Origin of the sequence: Ectothiorhodospira mobilis (genome assembly GCF_016584115.1) — a bacterium.
GTDB classification, from domain to species: Bacteria; Pseudomonadota; Gammaproteobacteria; order Ectothiorhodospirales; family Ectothiorhodospiraceae; genus Ectothiorhodospira; species Ectothiorhodospira mobilis.
On the sequence record NZ_NRSK01000024.1, the window covers coordinates 13,251 to 29,848 of the forward strand.

The 16,598-nt window shown below is 70.7% G+C and carries 17 protein-coding genes; 7 read left to right on the plus strand and 10 right to left on the minus strand.

What is annotated here, in order from left to right; all coding sequences use genetic code 11:
- Nucleotides 1–5 precede the first annotated feature (5 nt).
- Nucleotides 6–869: an HDOD domain-containing protein gene (locus tag CKO33_RS09940; protein WP_200182052.1), complete on the minus strand. Its 864-nt coding sequence runs from the start codon at nucleotides 867–869 to the stop codon at nucleotides 6–8.
- 395 nt (nucleotides 870–1,264) lie between these two features.
- On the opposite strand from CKO33_RS09940, the gene CKO33_RS09945 reads away from it, so the two are divergent.
- Together CKO33_RS09945 and CKO33_RS09950 are read left to right on the plus strand one after the other, a co-directional pair.
- Nucleotides 1,265–1,573, plus strand: a complete 309-nt coding sequence (locus CKO33_RS09945; RefSeq protein WP_200182054.1) for a c-type cytochrome — start codon at nucleotides 1,265–1,267, stop codon at nucleotides 1,571–1,573.
- 46 nt (nucleotides 1,574–1,619) lie between these two features.
- Nucleotides 1,620–2,903, plus strand: coding sequence for an NAD(P)/FAD-dependent oxidoreductase (locus tag CKO33_RS09950; protein WP_200182056.1), 1,284 nt, complete (start codon nucleotides 1,620–1,622; stop codon nucleotides 2,901–2,903).
- Between the two features lie 104 nt (nucleotides 2,904–3,007).
- On the opposite strand, the gene CKO33_RS09955 is transcribed toward CKO33_RS09950, so the two are convergent.
- The 4 genes from CKO33_RS09955 to CKO33_RS09970 all read right to left on the minus strand — a co-directional run bounded on the left by CKO33_RS09955 (nucleotide 3,008) and on the right by CKO33_RS09970 (nucleotide 7,881).
- Entirely contained in the window at nucleotides 3,008–3,217 is a 210-nt protein-coding gene (locus CKO33_RS09955; protein ID WP_242472581.1) for a YdcH family protein, read from the minus strand.
- A gap of 62 nt (nucleotides 3,218–3,279) precedes the next feature.
- Nucleotides 3,280–6,204, minus strand: coding sequence for a bifunctional diguanylate cyclase/phosphodiesterase (locus tag CKO33_RS09960; RefSeq protein ID WP_200182057.1), 2,925 nt, complete (start codon nucleotides 6,202–6,204; stop codon nucleotides 3,280–3,282).
- A gap of 7 nt (nucleotides 6,205–6,211) precedes the next feature.
- The gene (locus CKO33_RS09965; protein ID WP_200182059.1) at nucleotides 6,212–7,417 is read right to left on the minus strand and encodes a TonB-dependent receptor; all 1,206 of its coding nucleotides are present in this window, start codon (nucleotides 7,415–7,417) and stop codon (nucleotides 6,212–6,214) included.
- A complete protein-coding gene (locus tag CKO33_RS09970) occupies nucleotides 7,417–7,881 on the minus strand; it encodes a type 2 periplasmic-binding domain-containing protein (protein ID WP_200182060.1) in 465 nt (154 codons plus the stop codon). The genes CKO33_RS09965 and CKO33_RS09970 overlap by 1 nt, the downstream gene beginning before the upstream one ends.
- Before the next feature lie 234 nt (nucleotides 7,882–8,115).
- On the opposite strand from CKO33_RS09970, the gene CKO33_RS09975 reads away from it, so the two are divergent.
- On the plus strand, nucleotides 8,116–8,604 hold the full coding sequence (locus tag CKO33_RS09975; protein WP_200182061.1) for a transcriptional repressor: 489 nt from the start codon (nucleotides 8,116–8,118) through the stop codon (nucleotides 8,602–8,604).
- 294 nt (nucleotides 8,605–8,898) lie between these two features.
- Here the strand turns inward: CKO33_RS09975 and CKO33_RS09980 are convergent, their stop codons facing one another.
- On the minus strand, nucleotides 8,899–9,639 hold the full coding sequence (locus CKO33_RS09980) for a ferredoxin--NADP reductase (protein ID WP_200182063.1): 741 nt from the start codon (nucleotides 9,637–9,639) through the stop codon (nucleotides 8,899–8,901).
- A 115-nt stretch (nucleotides 9,640–9,754) separates the two neighbouring features.
- Here CKO33_RS09980 and CKO33_RS09985 point away from each other — a divergent pair, with 115 nt between their 5' ends.
- The 4 genes from CKO33_RS09985 (at nucleotide 9,755) to CKO33_RS10000 (ending at nucleotide 12,200) form a co-directional block, all read left to right on the plus strand.
- Nucleotides 9,755–10,540 (plus strand): TatD family hydrolase, encoded by a 786-nt coding sequence (locus CKO33_RS09985; protein WP_200182065.1) that lies wholly within the window; start codon nucleotides 9,755–9,757, stop codon nucleotides 10,538–10,540.
- 35 nt (nucleotides 10,541–10,575) lie between these two features.
- Nucleotides 10,576–11,355 carry a tRNA threonylcarbamoyladenosine dehydratase gene (locus tag CKO33_RS09990; RefSeq protein WP_200182067.1) on the plus strand — a complete coding sequence of 260 codons (780 nt, stop codon included), beginning with the start codon at nucleotides 10,576–10,578 and terminating at the stop codon, nucleotides 11,353–11,355.
- Nucleotides 11,356–11,679: 324 nt separating this feature from the next.
- A complete protein-coding gene (locus tag CKO33_RS09995; protein ID WP_090484693.1) occupies nucleotides 11,680–11,943 on the plus strand; it encodes a type II toxin-antitoxin system Phd/YefM family antitoxin in 264 nt (87 codons plus the stop codon).
- Nucleotides 11,940–12,200, plus strand: coding sequence for a Txe/YoeB family addiction module toxin (locus CKO33_RS10000; protein WP_090484691.1), 261 nt, complete (start codon nucleotides 11,940–11,942; stop codon nucleotides 12,198–12,200). The genes CKO33_RS09995 and CKO33_RS10000 overlap by 4 nt, the downstream gene beginning before the upstream one ends.
- Nucleotides 12,201–12,222: 22 nt before the next feature.
- On the opposite strand, the gene CKO33_RS10005 is transcribed toward CKO33_RS10000, so the two are convergent.
- From CKO33_RS10005 to glyQ, 4 genes are read right to left on the minus strand one after another with little or no spacing between them, the layout of a single operon-like run.
- Nucleotides 12,223–13,017 (minus strand): lysophospholipid acyltransferase family protein, encoded by a 795-nt coding sequence (locus CKO33_RS10005; protein WP_200182069.1) that lies wholly within the window; start codon nucleotides 13,015–13,017, stop codon nucleotides 12,223–12,225.
- Between the two features lie 4 nt (nucleotides 13,018–13,021).
- Nucleotides 13,022–13,576 carry a D-glycero-beta-D-manno-heptose 1,7-bisphosphate 7-phosphatase gene (gene gmhB, locus CKO33_RS10010; RefSeq protein ID WP_200182071.1) on the minus strand — a complete coding sequence of 185 codons (555 nt, stop codon included), beginning with the start codon at nucleotides 13,574–13,576 and terminating at the stop codon, nucleotides 13,022–13,024.
- A gap of 11 nt (nucleotides 13,577–13,587) precedes the next feature.
- Nucleotides 13,588–15,660: a glycine--tRNA ligase subunit beta gene (gene glyS, locus CKO33_RS10015; RefSeq protein ID WP_200182073.1), complete on the minus strand. Its 2,073-nt coding sequence runs from the start codon at nucleotides 15,658–15,660 to the stop codon at nucleotides 13,588–13,590.
- Complete coding sequence (gene glyQ, locus CKO33_RS10020; protein WP_200182075.1) at nucleotides 15,657–16,589, minus strand: glycine--tRNA ligase subunit alpha; 933 nt, start codon at nucleotides 16,587–16,589, stop codon at nucleotides 15,657–15,659. Before glyQ ends, glyS begins: the two co-directional genes overlap by 4 nt.
- Nucleotides 16,590–16,598: the final 9 nt, after the last annotated feature.

Below are 16,598 nucleotides of genomic sequence, written 5' to 3' on the forward strand. Positions count from 1 at the left end.
GGACCTCAGGGGCTCTGGGTGAGGGTCTGACAGACGGAGACGATGGCCTCGCGCTGGGTCCGGCAGGACTCCACTGCGCGCCAGAGGGGCTCAGCGTCCAGCTCCAGGGCCAGCAGGACGGCGGCGGGCGGCGACGCCGGGGTCTCGTCGTAGAGGGACTCGGCCAGCATGTCGCACAGGCCGATGAGGTGCACCATGGCGGCGTGATCCCCGTGGTAGGCGGGATCGGCATAGCCGCCCATGACCACGGGCACGTCCGCCGGCAGATGCCAGCGCCGGGCGAGGATGCCGCCGGCGTCCTGGTGATCCAGCCCCAACTCCCGGCGGGTGCACCGGGCCAGCCCGGCGGCATCGGCCTGGCCGGCCCGCTGCAGCACACGCCCCATGGCCTCCGGTTCCAGGTCGCAGAGCACGATCAGCCCCAGCTGGCGCAGCAGCGCCGCCAGATAGGCCTGATCGGGGGAGACGGTCTCGGCGCGGACATGGCGCGCCAGTTCCCGCGCCAGGCGGGCCCCGGCCATGGAGACGAACCAGTAGCGGTCCAGGTCCAGGCCGCGGCAGCGGGCCGGGGAGAAGTGATCATTGATCAGCAGCCCCAGGGCGAGGCCGCGGACCATATTCAGGCCCAGGCGGGAAATGGCCCCCTGCACCGAGTGCACCTCACGGCGCCCGCCGAAATAGGCGCTGTTGGCCACGCCGATCACCCGCGCCGTGAGCGCCGGTTCGGTGCTGATCATCCCTGCCAGCCGCTCCAGGGGACCGTCACCAGAGGCCAGTTCCTGCAACAGGGACTGGGCCACCTGGGGCAGCGGAGGGAGATCCTGCAGCCGCCGGATACGGCCCGCCTTTGCATCGAGGTCCTGGGACATGGGTCTTTTCGGTCACGCTGAAAGTGGGTCGCGTTCCCTGCGAAGGCCGCACCCACGCCGGGGACGTCCCGTACCTGCACCCGGGTGCGGAGTCGCCACTATACCGCAAACCCGGGCGATCACGCGGGGATGCGTCACGCTCCGCCGTCCCGGGCCCTGGGTCACGGGGCGCGGGGCCACACCCCGGCGGCATACCCGGCGCGGAGCCGGTTCTTGTCGATGTGTTTTACACTGTGCCATCCGCCATGGGAATCCCCCGACGGAGATGGGTGTTATATTGATCTGACGCAAAACATGCGCCCCGCACCGGCCACGCCTCTAACATCCCGGAATATGTTTATGGCAGTATCCCTGCCCGGATCCCCAAATCGCTGAACCAGAGGACCCCGCATCCCATGAAGCGCATGCACCTTTTCGCCGCCACCATCACCCTGGCCGCCGCAACGCTGGGGATGACCACCGCGGTCCAGGCCCAGGTCTCCCGCGGTGCCCTGATGGCCACCACCTGCTTTGCCTGCCACGGCACCGACGGGCGCAGCCCCGGCACCATGCCCAGCATCTACGGCTATCCGCCGGAGATCATGATGCACCAGCTCAAGGCCTTCCGGGACGGCACCCGGCCGGCCACGGTCATGGACCGGCACGCCACCGGCTACACGGACGAAGAGATCCGCCTGATGGCCGAATACCTGAGCACCCTTTGACAAGACCAAGAACCCCTGCAGAGGCCCGGATCCCATGGATTTCAAGATGAACCGCAGAGATTTCATTCGCGCCGTGGGCGCCGGCGGTGCCGCCGCCGCCCTGTCCGCCTGCGGCACTGCGCCGCAGGGCCCGCGCCGGCGCACCGACGTGGTGGTGATCGGGGGCGGCCCCGGCGGCGCCACGGCGGCCAAGTACCTGCGCCGCTTCGACCCCGGCCTGCAGGTCACCCTGGTGGAACCCGCCGCCACGTACTACACCTGCTTTGCCTCCAACTGGGTGCTGGGGGGCATGATCGGCATGGACGACATCGCCCAGACCTACGGTGCCCTGCAGGACCAGCACGGCGTGCGCGTGGTGCAGGAGCGGGTCGTGGCCATCGAGGCCGATGCCAGGCGGGTGCGCCTGGCCGGCGGGGAATCCCTGCCCTACACGAAGCTGGTGGTGGCCCCCGGCATGGAGTTCCGCTACGACACCGTGGAGGGCTATGGTCCCGGGGTGGAGGGGGACATCCCCCATGCCTGGAAGGCGGGGGAACAGACGCGCATCCTGCGGGATCAGCTCCGGGCCATGGAGGATGGGGGCGTGTTCGTCATCGTGCCCCCGGGCAACCCCTACCGCTGCCCGCCGGGGCCCTACGAACGGGCCAGCCTGGTGGCCCACTACTTCAAGGCCGAAAAGCCCCGCTCCAAGGTGCTCATCCTGGACCGCAAGGAGGGATTCTCCAAGCAGGGGCTGTTCATGGACGGCTGGCGCAAGTACTACGGCGACATGATCGAATGGGTGCCGGCCTCCGGCGGCGGCCTGGTGGACCACATCGACGCGAGGACCCGGGAGGTCTTCACCGAAAGCGGCTTCACCCGCCACCGCGCCGACGTGCTCAACGTCATCCCCAGCCAGAAGGCGGGCCGCATCGCCCAGGAGGCCGGCCTGACGGACGACAGCGGCTGGTGCCCCGTGGACCAGCTCACCTTCCGCTCCCGGGTGGACGGGGATATCTACGTCATCGGCGATTCCAGCATCGCCGGGGCCATGCCCAAGTCCGGCCATTCGGCCAACACCCAGGGCAAGACGGCCGCCGCGGCCATCGTGCGCGAGATGAGCGGTGAGGACATGCTGGCCCTGTCCACGGTGAACACCTGCTACAGCCTGGTGGCCCCCGACTACGGCATCAGCGTGGCGGCGGTGTACCGCTACCAGGACGGTGAGATCGCCAAGGTCCCCGGCTCCGGCGGCCTGAGCGCCGCGGATGCCCCGGATTACGTGCGCCGCCTGGAGGCCCGCTACGCCCAGGGCTGGTACGACAGCATCACCGACGACTCCTGGGGCTGATACCGGGAACGCCGGGCCCCGGCCCGGCACCGCCCTCGCAGCCGGGCCTTTTCCCTCCGATGTGCGCCCAGCCCGGCATCCGTCCCTGTGCCGGGCACAACACCTCACGCATCCAGATCCGGAATCAGGCGGCTCTCCAGGCGGGCGATGGTGTCCTTGAGCTGGAGCTTGCGCTTTTTCAGCCGGGTGAGCCGCAGCTGATCCACGAAGGGGCCCTCCATGAGCCGGAGGATGGCCTCGTCCAGGGCCCGGTGTTCCGCCTGGAGTTCGGCCAGACGGGTCTGCAGCGTGGGTGTTCCCCTGTGATGGTGCAATTCCCCTCCCTCGCCCCGACGGGGCCGTTGCTGGATGCGCGGCGACGATCCTCTGCCGCGCATCATCCCAGATCGGGCCCGTCCCCACCACGGGGCCGGTCCCCCGCCGGGTCCACCCCCCGCCAGGACGCCACCAACCGCTCCGCCTCCTGGGGGGCCAGGGCCGGGGAGAAGAGATAGCCCTGCCCCAGATCACACCCCAGTTCCAGCAGCCGCGCGGCCTGGGCCCGGGTCTCCACACCCTCCGCCACGGTGGACTTGTCCAGGGCGCGGATGATGGAGACCAGGGCCCGCAGCATGGCCTCGTGGCGCGGATCGTCCCCGTCCAGGTGACGCACGAAGGAGCGGTCGATCTTCACCACATCAAAGGGCAGATCCCGCAACTGGCTCAGGGAGGAATACCCCGTGCCGAAGTCATCGATGCACAGGGCGATGCCCCGCGCCTTCAGGGCCTCCATGAACGCCCGTGCCCGCTCGGTGTTCTCCATGATGGCGCTCTCGGTGAACTCCACCTTGATACAGGCACCGGGGATGCCGTGCGCCTCCAGGGCCCCGGTCACCACGTCCATGAGACCGGGGTCGCCGAGCTGGTGGCCGGAGACATTGATGTTCACCGGCAGGATGCGGTCCTGCCCGCCATGGTGGTACCAGCGGGCCGCCCAGGCCACGGCGGACTGGATGACCCAGCGCCCCAGGGGGAGGATGAGCCCGTTCTGCTCCGCCAGGGGGATGAAGTCTGCCGGCGAGACCGGCTTCTCCCCCACCCGCGGCCAGCGGGCCAGGGCCTCGAACCCCGCCAGGCGGCCGCTTTGCAGGCAGACGATGGGCTGGTAGTGGAGCTGGAAGGCCTCCTGATCCAGGGCGCGGCGCATGGAGGTCTCCAGGGTGAGCCGCTGCACCGCCGAGGTGTGCATGGAGAGGTCGAACACGGCGCTGCCGCCCCGGGAGCGCCGCTTGGCCTGGTACATGGCGGTGTCGGCATTGCGCAGCAGCTCCTCCGCGGAGGAGTCCCCGCCCGATTCCGTGGCGATGCCCACGCTGAAGCGGACGAAGACATCCTGCTCCCGGGTGCGGATGGGCCGGGCGAAGGCCTCCTGCACCCGCCGCACCACGGCCTCGGCCTCGGCCGTGTCCACGATCCCCTCCAGGAGGATACAGAACTCGTCCCCGCCCAGGCGGGCCACCGTGTCCCCCGGCCGCAGCACCCCCTCCAGGCGCCGCGCCGCCTGCACCAGCACCCGGTCCCCCTGGGGATGCCCCAGGCTGTCGTTGATGGTCTTGAAGTCATCCAGATCAAGGAAAAGCACGGCAAAGCGGTAGCCGGCGCGGCGCGTGCGGAAGATGGCCTGGCGCAACCGGTCCAGGAACAGGGTGCGGTTGGGCAGACCGGTGAGGGCGTCGTGCAGGGCATCGTGCCGGAGCTGCTCCTGGATGCGCCGCTGCTCGGTGATATCGGTCATGGAGCCGGCGATGCGGTAGGCCAGGCCATCGTCACGGCGCACCGCCAGGCCCCGCACCCGCATCCAGCGGTGGCCGTTGCCCTCCAGACACATGCGATAGTCATGCTCCAGCCAGGGCTGCTGGCCCTCCAGATGCCGTTCCAGGGCACGCTGCAGGGCGGCCCGGTCGTCGGGGTGCACCCGCGTGAACCAGGCGGCGGGATCATCCACCGGGGCATCCGGCGCCAGCCCCAGCATCTCCTTCCAGCGGGGTGAGTAGTAGACCTGGTTGGTCTCCAGGTTCCAGTCCCAGAGCCCATCGTTGGCCCCCGCGGCCGCCAGGGCATAGCGTTCCCGCTCCACGGATAATTCCTGCATCCGGGCGGCAAGGGAGCGGTTCTGGCGCTGCACGTCCGCCTCCAGCCGCTGCAGGCGGTCCGCCAGCACCAGGGTGGTTCGCTCCAGCAGGGACAGTTCATCCGCCGGCCCCTGGGGGACCACGTCGGGCAGGCGGCTGCGCACCTCCTGGAAGCGGCGCTCCGCCAGCAGCGGCAGCAGCCGGGCCACACGGCGCAGCCGCGACAGGGGGGCATGACTCACGGCCATCACCAGCAGGGCGAAGACACCCAGCCCCCCCAGTCCGATGAGGATGTTCTGCAGCCGGGCCGCCGCGATACGCTGCCGGGCGCCGGTGACATCGGCGACGGAGACCACCGTGAGCGGCCCGCGGCCCAGGGTTTCCCCGGGCAGGGGCAACGGCATGAGCTCGAACCGCCCCGCCGCCGTCTGCACGGGCAGGCGCTCCCCCAAGGCCGCCGCCAGGGCGCCGCCGGCGGCCGAAAGCAGCGGCAGGGTGTGCTCGCCGTGGGTGATGGCCACCACGTCCCCCCCCTCATGCCGCGGCCTCAGGTCCGGGGGGGCGTCGTGGTCCGGATCGCTGGAGAGCACGGCCACCTCCATGCGCGAGATACCGCGGTAGGTGAGCACCAGGTTGGCCAGGGAACGGCCCACCAGCATGGCCCCGATGGTCTCGCCGTCGGCCAGGATGGGGGCCACGGCATGGATCAGACAGTTCCGGCGGCAGTGGATGAAGACCTCGGGGCGCTCGTTCTCCAGCACCCGCGTCACCGCCGCACGGATCTCCTCGCAGTCCTGACAGGGGGGGGCGATGAGGTGATCCTGATGCAGCACCCGGCCCTCCCGGTCGAAGAAGGCGGCCAGGGCCAGGTCCGCATCCACCTGCAGGGAGGTCCACAGGGGGGAGAAGCGCTCGCCGATGACCCCCGGGGAGCCGCTGCGCACGGCGTCACGGATCCCGGACAGGGCGGGCAGCAGCTGCGCCAGGTTGATCAGTTCCGTGCGGGACTGCTCCACCAGGCCCTCCAGCTGGTGCCGGGCCCGGATCTGTTCCGCCACCCGCTGCTCGTGATACTGGCGCTCCAGGCTGTAGTGGTTGAACAGGGCAAAGGTGACCAGCAGGAGCAGGATCAGGCCCCCGAACACCCCCAGTAGCTTCCACTTGAGACTGATGAATCGACGTCCCTGCATGGGTTTCTCAGAACATGTAGGAGACCTGAAGGGCGAACAGGTCCCATCGCGCCCGCCCCCCCTTGTCGTCGAAAGCGGGATTGTCCAGGGCGGGGGTGAGGGCCGTACCATGGATATGATGCCACTCCGCCCGCAGCAGCCAGGCGGGATCCGGCTGCCAGCCCGCGCCCAGGGTCCACTGGTGCTGGAAGAAGCGGTGCGGCGCCCGGTCCACGTTCGGCAGGGTGTCGAACAGGGCGGACTGGCGGCGGCCGTTGCGGTCGTCCAGATCGTCCCAATGGCGGTCATAGCGCAGGAACACGGACCAGTCCCGCCGGGGCCGCCACGTGCCCTGGATATAGAAACCCGCCTCGGTCACCTCACGCGCGTCCACGATGCCGTAGTCCCGGGTGCGCAGTTCCCGCCTCACCCCCTCGGCGGTGAGGCTGTAGCGCTCCCGGTTCCACTCGGCGCTGAGCACCAGGGCGTCCACATCGGTGCGCCCCGCCGCAAGGGAATCCTCCACACCGGGCCGGTAGCGGGTGCGCACCCGGGAATAGGTGGCGGCCAGACGCAACCGGCCGCCGGCGTCCTCGTAAAGCAGGCGGATGTTCTGGCCCTCGTCCAGTTCCAGATCCCCCCGGGCCCGGGGCAGGCGCAGGAAGGCCGCCTTGGTCTCATCCTGCAGATCCGCCGGCACCGCCACCCCCAGGTCCAGCTGCAGGCTGCCGTGATTCCTCAGCCACTGCCAGTAGGCGTTGATCCCGTCCACGCCGGTGTAGAAGTCGCGGATCCCCAGCCCCTCCACATAGATGGACTGGGGCAGCAGGATCCCGGGCCGGGTGGCGGCCACGTCCCGCGTCTCGTTGAAAAATCCGATGGGGATCTTGCTGCGACCGATGCGCACCCCGGCCAGGGTGGCCCCGTCCAGGTAGCGCAGGTCGGCGAAGCCATAATCCAGACGGGGATCGCCATCGTACATCTCCCCCGCCCGCCGGCTCACCACCTGGGCCGCCAGGCTGAGGGCGGGGCTGACGCTGTAGCGGGCGTTGATTCCCAGTTCCGTCAGATCCCAGCTGCCCCGGGTGCTCTCGCCGTAGTAGTTGTTGTGGCTGGACTGGAGATACCCCTGGCTGACAAAACCATGCACCGCCAGGGGGCCCTCCCCGGCCCCCAGGGGCGCGGCAGACAGGAGCAGGATACAGCCGAGGAGACCCCTGGCCCGTGTCTTCATCACTCCGTCTCCTCCACCTTGAGCACCCGGATCCCCGGCCTTTCCGGAGGCGCCGACACATATCCGATGGCACCGGCGGTCTCCGCCACGCGGCGCAGCATCTCCGCCTCCGTACCCAGCACCATGGGGGCCGCGCCCGTGCCGGAGAAGACGGCGCGGTTCCAGGCATGCTGCAGTTGATAGGGGAAGACCCCCAGCACCTCCTTACTGAAGCGCTCGTGCACCGGGGAACGGGGATCCAGCACGAACACCGTGAGGCGCTGCCCCCTGAGGCTCTGCAGGCGCATGGAAAACACAGCCCGCAGCACGGCCGGGGACACGGAATCTACCCCCAGGGATGCGTGGGCGATGACCACCTGGGCAGGGCAGGCGCACGTCCAGGGCAGGAGTACGGCCACCGCCAGCCCCGCCAGCGCACCCCGGACCCCGCGCCGGAAGGGCCCATCCCCGTGTCGCCGCTTCATTTCCCTGTTCGCCGCATGCACCGAGCCCGGATACCCTGAAATGGCCATGATCTCAGGCCACCTTAGTGGAAGGGCCCCGACGCGTCCACCGGAGGCGGGCGAGCGGCGGGATCCAAGGGTGCAAACGGCCGTGCCCCCGGACCCGGGGATCCGGTATCCTCTGGGGATGCGGGCCGCGTATCCCCGAACCGGCGGCGGCCCCGCACCGGTGAAGAGATCCGAGGTACCCTCCCCATGGCAGCACCCTGCGAGACCCCCGCAGACCCCCAGGCCCATGCACCCGCCTCCCCGGCCCCCGGAGCGCTGGCCTGCGCCGAGCGCCTCTGCCGTGAGCGCGGGGTCCGGCTCACCCCCCTGCGGCGCCGGGTGCTGGAACAGATCTGGCGCACCCACGGCGTGGTCAAGGCCTATGACCTGATCCAGCGGCTGAGCTCGGCGGAACGCCCCGTCAAACCCCCCACGGTCTACCGCACACTGGACTTCCTGCTGGCCCAGGGACTGATCCACCGCATCGAGAGCCTCAACGGCTACGTGGGCTGTGTGCGTCCGGGACAGGCCCACGACACCCTGCTGGTGGTCTGCCGGCGCTGCGGCGCGGTGATGGAACTGGAGGACAGCGGCATGGCCCGCACCCTGCGCCACGAGGCGGCACGCCACGGCTTCCGCCTGGACCGGCAGGTGGTGGAAGGCAGCGGCCTGTGCGCCCGCTGCCAGGCCGACTGACAGGAGCACGGCGGCCCGCCGCGGGGGGGATCCGGCAACTCAGCCGCTCGGGGTGGATCCCCGCAGGCGGGTGTCGACCGCAGGGATGCGGTCGTCAAGCGTACAGGGATGTATTCATCCGCGTCCCGCCGCGGGGGATCGGGCGACTCAGCCGGCCGGGGTGGATCCCCGGAGGCGGGTGTCGACCGCAGGGATGCGGTCGTCAAGCGTACAGGGATGTATTCACCGCGTCCCGCCGCAGGGGATCCACCCCGGCCGGCCCCGACCAAGGCCCCAAACAGGGAGCGCAGCGGCCTACCAGTAGTTCTCCGTGGTGATGTGCCCCGGCTCCCGGCGGCGGTTGCGGGTCATGCCCCGGGCCTTGAGCACGGCGCTGGTGTCCGCCACCATCTGCGGGTTGCCGCAGAGCATCACCTGGGCGGCGTCGGGGGTCAGGGGCAGGTCCACGTGCCGCTCCAGCAGGCCGTTCTCGATGGCCGCCGGGATGCGACCCGGCAGGGCACCGGGGGCCTCCTCCCGGCTGACGAAGGGCACGAACTGAAACTGCTCCCCCCGCTCCCGGAAACCCAGAATGGTGTCCCCGTAGGTGAGCTCCTCCTGCCGGCGCACGGCATGCACCAGCACGATGCGCTTGAAACGCCGCCACGGGGCCTCGGTCTTGAGGATGGACAGATAGGGCCCCAGGGCGGTGCCCGTGGCGAACAGCCAGAGCACATCGGCGTCGGGCACCTCCTCCAGGGTGAAGAACCCGTTGGACCTGGGGGCCAGATCCACCGCATCCCCGGGCCCCAGGGTCATCAGGTGATTGGTGAGCGGCCCCTCGGGAACGGTGATGAAATAAAAATCCAGCGGACGCTCCTCCGGGGCATTGACATAGGAATAGGGGCGCGCCACCCGCTCCCCGTCCAGGACCGCCGACAGGCGGTTGAACTGCCCCGCCCGGAACGGCTCCACGGGCGCCTCCACCCGCAGGGAATAGAGCCGCGGCGTCCAGCGCTTGAGTTCCACCACCTCGCCGGTGAGCCATTGCGTCATGATCGTGTCTTCCCCATGGAACGATTTAGAATAGATGGATCTACATTGCCCACCCAGGGAACGCATTGCAACGGGACGAACTCCAGGGGATTGTCCTGAACCATCCATCACACCCATGCCCACACCCTGCATCGACAGCCACTGCCATTTCGACGTACCGGCCTTCGACGCCGACCGGGAGGCCTGCTGGCAACGTGCCCGCCAGGCCGGGGTGACGGCCCTGGTGCTGCCCGCCATCGAACGCCGCACCTGGGAACGGGTACGCGCCGTATCCGGCCGCTGGCCCGGGGTATATCCGGCCTACGGCCTGCACCCGGTCTACCTGGAACGGCACCGGGAGGAGGATCTGCAGGACCTGGCCCGGTGGCTGCGGGCCGGGGATGCGGTGGCGGTGGGGGAATGCGGCCTGGACGGCTTCGTCCAGGGGCTGGACATGGATGCCCAATGGGCCCTGTTCACCGCCCAGCTGGACCTGGCCCGGGAGACCGGCCTGCCGGTGATCCTGCACGCCCGCCGCGCCGTGGACCGGGTCACCAAGGCCCTGCGGGCGCGGCCGGGGCTTCAAGGCGTGGTGCACAGCTTCTCCGGCAGCCGCCAGCAGGCGGACCGGCTCCTGGAGAGGGGCTTCCTGCTGGGACTGGGGGGACCGGTCACCCATCCCCGGGCGCAGCGCCTGCGCCGCCTGGCGGCGGAACTGCCCCTGGAGGGGCTCCTGGTGGAGACGGACGCCCCGGACCAGCCCGGGGCGGCCCACCGGGGCGAGCGCAACGAACCCGCCTGGCTGCCGGAGATCATCCGCGAGATCGCCCGCCTGCGGGGCGAGCCGCCGGAGCATGTCGCCGCCGTCACCGCGGACAACGCCCGCCGCCTGTTCCGTCTGCCCGAAACCCCGGCGGCCTGAGCCCGCCACCGCCCACCCGCAAGCACCTCCCCGCCATGCCCGAACCCCATTCCCCCGTTGCCCCCATCCACGAACGCACCGAGCAACTGATCGGCACGGACGGGATGGCGCGCCTGGCGGCCCGCCATGTCTTCATCGCCGGCCTGGGAGGCGTGGGATCGACCGCCGCCGAGGCCATGGCCCGGGCCGGGGTGGGCCGCATCACCCTGCTGGATCACGACCGGGTGGGTCCCTCCAACATCAACCGCCAGCTGGTGGCCCTGCACTCCACCCTGGGCCAGCCCAAGGCCCGGGTCATGGCCGAGCGCATCCGGGACATCAACCCCGGCATCCGGATCACGGCGCGGGAGGACTTCCTGCACCCGGAGAACGTGGAGGACCTGCTGCCGCCGGACGCGGACTTCGTCCTGGACTGCATCGACTCCATCGTCTGCAAGGCGGCCCTGGTGCACACCTGCCAGCGGCGGGATCTGCCGGTGGCCTCCAGCATGGGGGCCGGCGGGCGCCTGGACCCCGGGGCCGTGCGCATCGGCCCCCTGGCCGAGACGCAGCGCTGTCCCCTGGCCCGGGAGATGCGCAAGCGCCTGCGCCGCCTGGGGGGGCATCTGGACTACCCGGTGGTCTATTCCCTGGAGGTGCCGGTCAAGGGCACGGCGCACCAGCCCATCGACGGCCAGGCGGGGGGGCGGCCCCGGGCGGTGAACGGCAGCATCGCCCATCTGCCGGCCCTGTTCGGCCTCATGCTGGCCGGCCACGTCCTGCAACGGCTGCTGGACGCCGGGACGACGCCGGCTGCGATCCCCCTGGCCGACTGAGCCCGCCCGCCGGGGCGGCACCAGGTCTACCCAACCGCGGCTCAGTCACGGTCGCGGAGGCTGAGTACGGACAGCCAGAAGCCATCGAGCGTGCCGAGGACGAGGGCGCCATGATGGCCCCAGGACGAACCGGGAGACGACACCGGAGCCGACCCGCTCCACCGGCCTGCACCTGGAGCCCGGCGATGGCCTGAAGTCTGGCCGCCAGGGTGCCCGGTCTCCTGCTCCCGGGCGTCCCCGAAGAGAGTGCCCCTGCTCGAAGGATTGCTCTGCGCGCGCTCCCCCCACTAAACTGACACAAAACCTGTCATGTCAGGGGGAGTCATGGAAACCATCAGTTATACGGATGCCCGGAATCACCTGAAGGAGCTCATCGACCGGGTCGGTACGGACCACACCCCCGTGCGGATCGAGCGCCGTGGGGGTAGCGCAGCCGTCCTCATGGCCGAGGAGGACTACACCGGACTGCAGGAAACCCTGTACCTGCTAGGCAACCCCGCCAACGCTGAGCGTCTGCGCCAGGCCCGGGCGCGCGGGGAGGAGGAAGCGGTGTCGCTGGGGGACGCAAGGGACAGGCTCTCGCGGTGAGGCAGATCCTTCTGGATCCGGCTGCCCTGGAAGACCTCCAGTGGTGGCTCCGGCATGATCACCGCACCGCCCGCAAGATTCTGGATTTGATCGAGGAAGCGGCTCGTGACCCTTTCGAGGGACGGGGCAAGCCCGAAGCCCTCAAATTCGAACTTTCGGGCTGCTGGTCCCGGAGGATCAACCTCGAGCACCGGCTGGTTTATGAGGTGAACGAGACCTCCATCCGCGTGCTCGCCTGCCGTTTTCATTACCGCTAGCTGCTGGATTGGCGGGAGTCAGTCATTCAGCGGCCGTGTCCCGCGCCAGGGCCCCAGGGACGGTGGCCGGGGACGGATCCGGGGTGAGGCCGCACAGGGCATCGGTGCGGGCCTCGATCCAGGCGGCCACCTCGGCCATGATGTCCCCGGGCTCGCGCCCTTCGCTGGGGATGGGCGGGCCGATCTCCACGTCCACGGTGCCCGGATACTTGATGAAGCTGCCCTTGGGCCAGTACAGGCCGGCGTTGTGGGCCACCGGGATCACCGGATGGCCGCTGCGGGCCGCCAGCACCGCCCCGCCCAGCTTGTAGCGCACGCGCTCACCGGGCCGGGTGCGGGTCCCCTCCGGAAAGACCACCACCCAGAGCCCCCGTCCCAGGCGCTCCAGCCCCTGGGTCACCATCTGCGCCATGGCACGGCGGCCGGCGCGGCGGTCCACCGCGATGGGGTCCATCAGGGCCATGCCCCAGCCGAAGAAGGGGATGCGCATCAGCTCCCGCTTGAGCACCCACACCTGGGGCGGGATGAAGCGCTGCAGCACCAGGGTCTCCCAGGCGGACTGGTGCTTGCACATGAGCACCGCCGCCTGTGCCGTCAGGTGCTCCCGGCCGGTGACACGATAGCGCAGACGGCAGGTGCGCTGCAGCCACCAGGCATTGAAGCGGCTCCACTGGGACATCACCCGGAAGCGCCCCGGCCAGTCCAGGGGCAGGAGCAGGGGGGAGGCCAGGGCGAAGACCACGGTGGAACCGGCCAGACCGAGCCAGAACAGGGCGGAGCGCAGGATGAGCCGGGGCCGGCCCGGGTGGGAGGTCATGGCCTCAGTCCCCACGTCCCGCCTCCTCTGCCAGCAGGTGCTCCACCACCGCCGCCAGGTCCGGGAAGACCCGGGTCTGCGCGGGCAGCGCCCCCCGGGCCAGGGTGCGCTCGCCATTGCCGGTGCGCACCAGGATGGGGCGGCAACCGGCGGCCCGGGCCGCCTCCAGGTCCCGCGCCGAATCCCCCACCACCGGAACCCCCTCCAGGGCAACGCCCAGGTCCCGGGCGATGCGGTGCAACAGCCCCGGCCGGGGCTTGCGGCAGTCGCAGCCGTCCTCGGGGCCGTGGGGGCAGTGGTGGATGCAATCGATACGCCCGCCAGCGGCCTCCACGGCCCGGTACATGCGTTCGTGGATGGCCTCCAGGGTGGCGGCGTCGAACAGCCCCCGGGCCAGACCGGACTGGTTGGTGGCCACCGCCACGCGCCAGCCCGCCCGGCTCAGGCGGGCGATAGCCTCCAGGCTGCCGGGCAGAGGGATCCACTCCTGGGGCGACTTGATGTAGTCCGGGGAATCCCGGTTGATGACGCCATCCCGGTCCAGGATGACGAGCCGCACACCTGCACCCGTCACGGCAGCCGCGAGAGATCGGCCACCCGCAGGAACAGGGCCGCCAGCTGGTTCAGCAGGGCGATGCGGTTGTCCCGCAGGGCCGGGTCCTCGGCCATCACCATCACCTGGTCGAAGAAGGCGTCCACCGGCTCGCGCAGGGCCGCCAGGGCGGTGAGGCCGCCGGTGTAATCGCCGCCATCCAGCTGCGCCGTCACCTCGCCCCGCAGGGCCTCCAGGCGGGCGTGCAGGGCCTGTTCCGCCGGCTCCTCCAGCAGGGCGGGATCCACCGCCCCGGGCAGCGCCCCCTCCACCTTGCGCAGGATGTTGTGGATGCGCTTGTGGGCCGCCGCCAGGGCCTCGGCCTGGGGCAGGCTGCGGAAGTGCTCCACGGCGCGCACGCGCCGGTCGAAGTCCAGGGGCCGTGTGGGGTGCACCGCGCGCACCGCCTCGAACACCTCGGGTCGGATGCCCCGGTCCTGGTAGTAGGCCCGCAGCCGCTCCAGCATGTACTCCAGCACCCCGGGCACGGCCGCCGGCGCCGCGACCGCCGGGTCATGCTGCGCGGCGGCCCGCTGCAGCAGGTCCTCCAGGTCCAGGGGCAGACCGGCCTCCACCAGGATGCGCAGCACCCCCAGGGCGGCGCGGCGCAGGCCGAAGGGATCCTTGGTGCCGCTGGGCTTGAGGCCGATGGCGAAGATCCCCGTGAGGGTGTCCAGGCGGTCCGCCAGGGCCAGCACCTGTCCCACCGGATCCGAAGGCAGGGCATCGCCGGCGTGACGCGGCAGGTACTGCTCCTCCAGGGCCCGGGCCACGGCCCCGGGCTCGCCGTCGTGCAGGGCGTAATACCGGCCCATGGTCCCCTGCAGCTCGGTGAACTCGTACACCATCAGGGTCTGCAGGTCGCACTTGCTCAGGCGGGCGGCGCGGCGCACCGGATCCACCGGGGCGCCCAGGGCCCCGGCCAGGTGTTCCGCCAGGGCCGTCACCCGCCGGGTCTTGTCATACAGCGTGCCCAGTTTCTGCTGGAAGACCACCTGGCGCAGCCCCTCCAGGTGGCTCTCCAGGGGGCGCTTGCGGTCCTGGTTCCAGAAGAACTCGGCATCGGCGAAGCGGGGGCGGATGACCCGCTCGTTGCCCTCGCGCACCCGCTCCGGCTCGCGGGAATCCACGTTGCTGATGGTGATGAAATGGGGCATGAGCCGGCCCCCATCATCCACCACCGGGAAGTACTTCTGGTTGTCCTGCATGGTGGAGATCAGGACCTCCTGGGGCACCTCCAGGAAGCGGGCGTCGAAGTGGCCCAGCACCGCCACCGGCCATTCCACCAGGGCGGTGACCTCGTCCAGCAGTTCGGGGGCCACCACGGCCCGCCCCCCCGCCTCGGCGGCGGCCCGTTCCACCTGGGCGCGGATGCGCTCGCGCCGGGCCTCGAAGTCCGCCAGCACGTGACCGCGCTGCTCCAGCACCGGCAGATAGTCCGCGGGGGCGGCCAGGGGCAGGGGATCGGGGTGATGGAAGCGGTGCCCGCGGGTCTCGCCCCCGGCCTGCACCCCCAGGATGGTGGCCGGGATCACCCGGTCCCCCAGCAGCAGCACCACCCAGTGCACCGGGCGCACGAACTCGGCCTCCCCCTCCCCCCAGCGCATGCGCTTGGGGATGGGCAGCCCCGCCAGGGCGGTCTCCACCAGATCGGGGATCAGGTCCTGGGCGGCGCGGCCGGGCTCCACATGGCGGTGCACCAGCCAGGCCCCCTTGTCCGTCTCCATGCGCTCCAGATCGGCCACGGCCACACCGCAGGAACGGGCGAAGCCCTCGGCGGCGCGGGTGGGCCGGCCCTCGGCGTCGAAGGCGGCCTGCACCGCCGGGCCGCGGCGTTCCACGGACCGGTCCGCCTGGCGCAGGGGCACCCCCTGCAGCAACACCGCCAGCCGCCGGGGCGCCGCCAGGCCCCGCACCCCGGCGGGGGTCAGGCCGGCCTCCTCCAGACCCCGCTGCATGCCCTCGGCGAAGGCGTCCCGCAGGGTCGGCAGGGCCTTGGGCGGCAGTTCCTCGGTGCCGATCTCGATCAGCAGATCGCTTCGCTCGCTCATCGTGCCTCCCCGGCCGGGGCCGTCTGCAGCATGGGGAATCCCAGGGCCTCGCGGGCCTCGTAGTAGGTGCGGGCCACGGCCCGGGCCAGCTCCCGCACCCGCAGGATGTAACGCTGCCGCTCGGTCACGGAGATGGCCCGGCGGGCGTCCAGCAGGTTGAAGGTGTGGGAGGCCTTGAGCATCTGCTCGTAGGCCGGCAGGGGCAGGCCCTGTTCGATGAGATGCCGGCTCTGGGCCTCGCAGGTCTCGAACCAGTGAAAGAGCCGGTCCACGTCGGCGTGTTCGAAGTTGTAGGTGGACTGCTCCACCTCGTTCTGGTGATAGACATCGCCGTAGGTCACCGCGCCCCGGGGCCCCCGGGTCCACACCAGGTCGTAGACGCTCTCCACCCCCTGGAGATACATGGCGATGCGCTCCAGGCCGTAGGTGATCTCGCCGCTCACGGGGCGGCAGTCCAGTCCGCCCACCTGCTGGAAGTAGGTGAACTGGGTCACCTCCATGCCGTTGAGCCACACCTCCCAGCCCAGGCCCCAGGCCCCCAGGGTGGGGGATTCCCAGTTGTCCTCCACGAAGCGGATGTCGTGCACCAGGGGGTCGATGCCCACGGCCCGCAGGGAGCCCAGGTACAGGTCCTGGAAGTCCGGCGGCGAGGGCTTGAGCAGCACCTGGAACTGGTAATAGTGCTGCAGGCGGTTGGGGTTCTCGCCGTAGCGCCCGTCGGTGGGGCGGCGGGAGGGCTGCACGTAGGCGGTGCGCCAGGGCTCGGGGCCCACGGCCCGCAGGAAGGTGGCCCAGTGGAAGGTGCCCGCCCCCATCTCCATGTCGTAGGGCTGGAGCAGCACGCACCCCTGGCGCGCCCAGTAGTCCTGCAGGGCCAGGATCAGGCCCTGGAAGGTGGAGACATCGTACGATGGCGTGGGCGATGACATGGACGGATC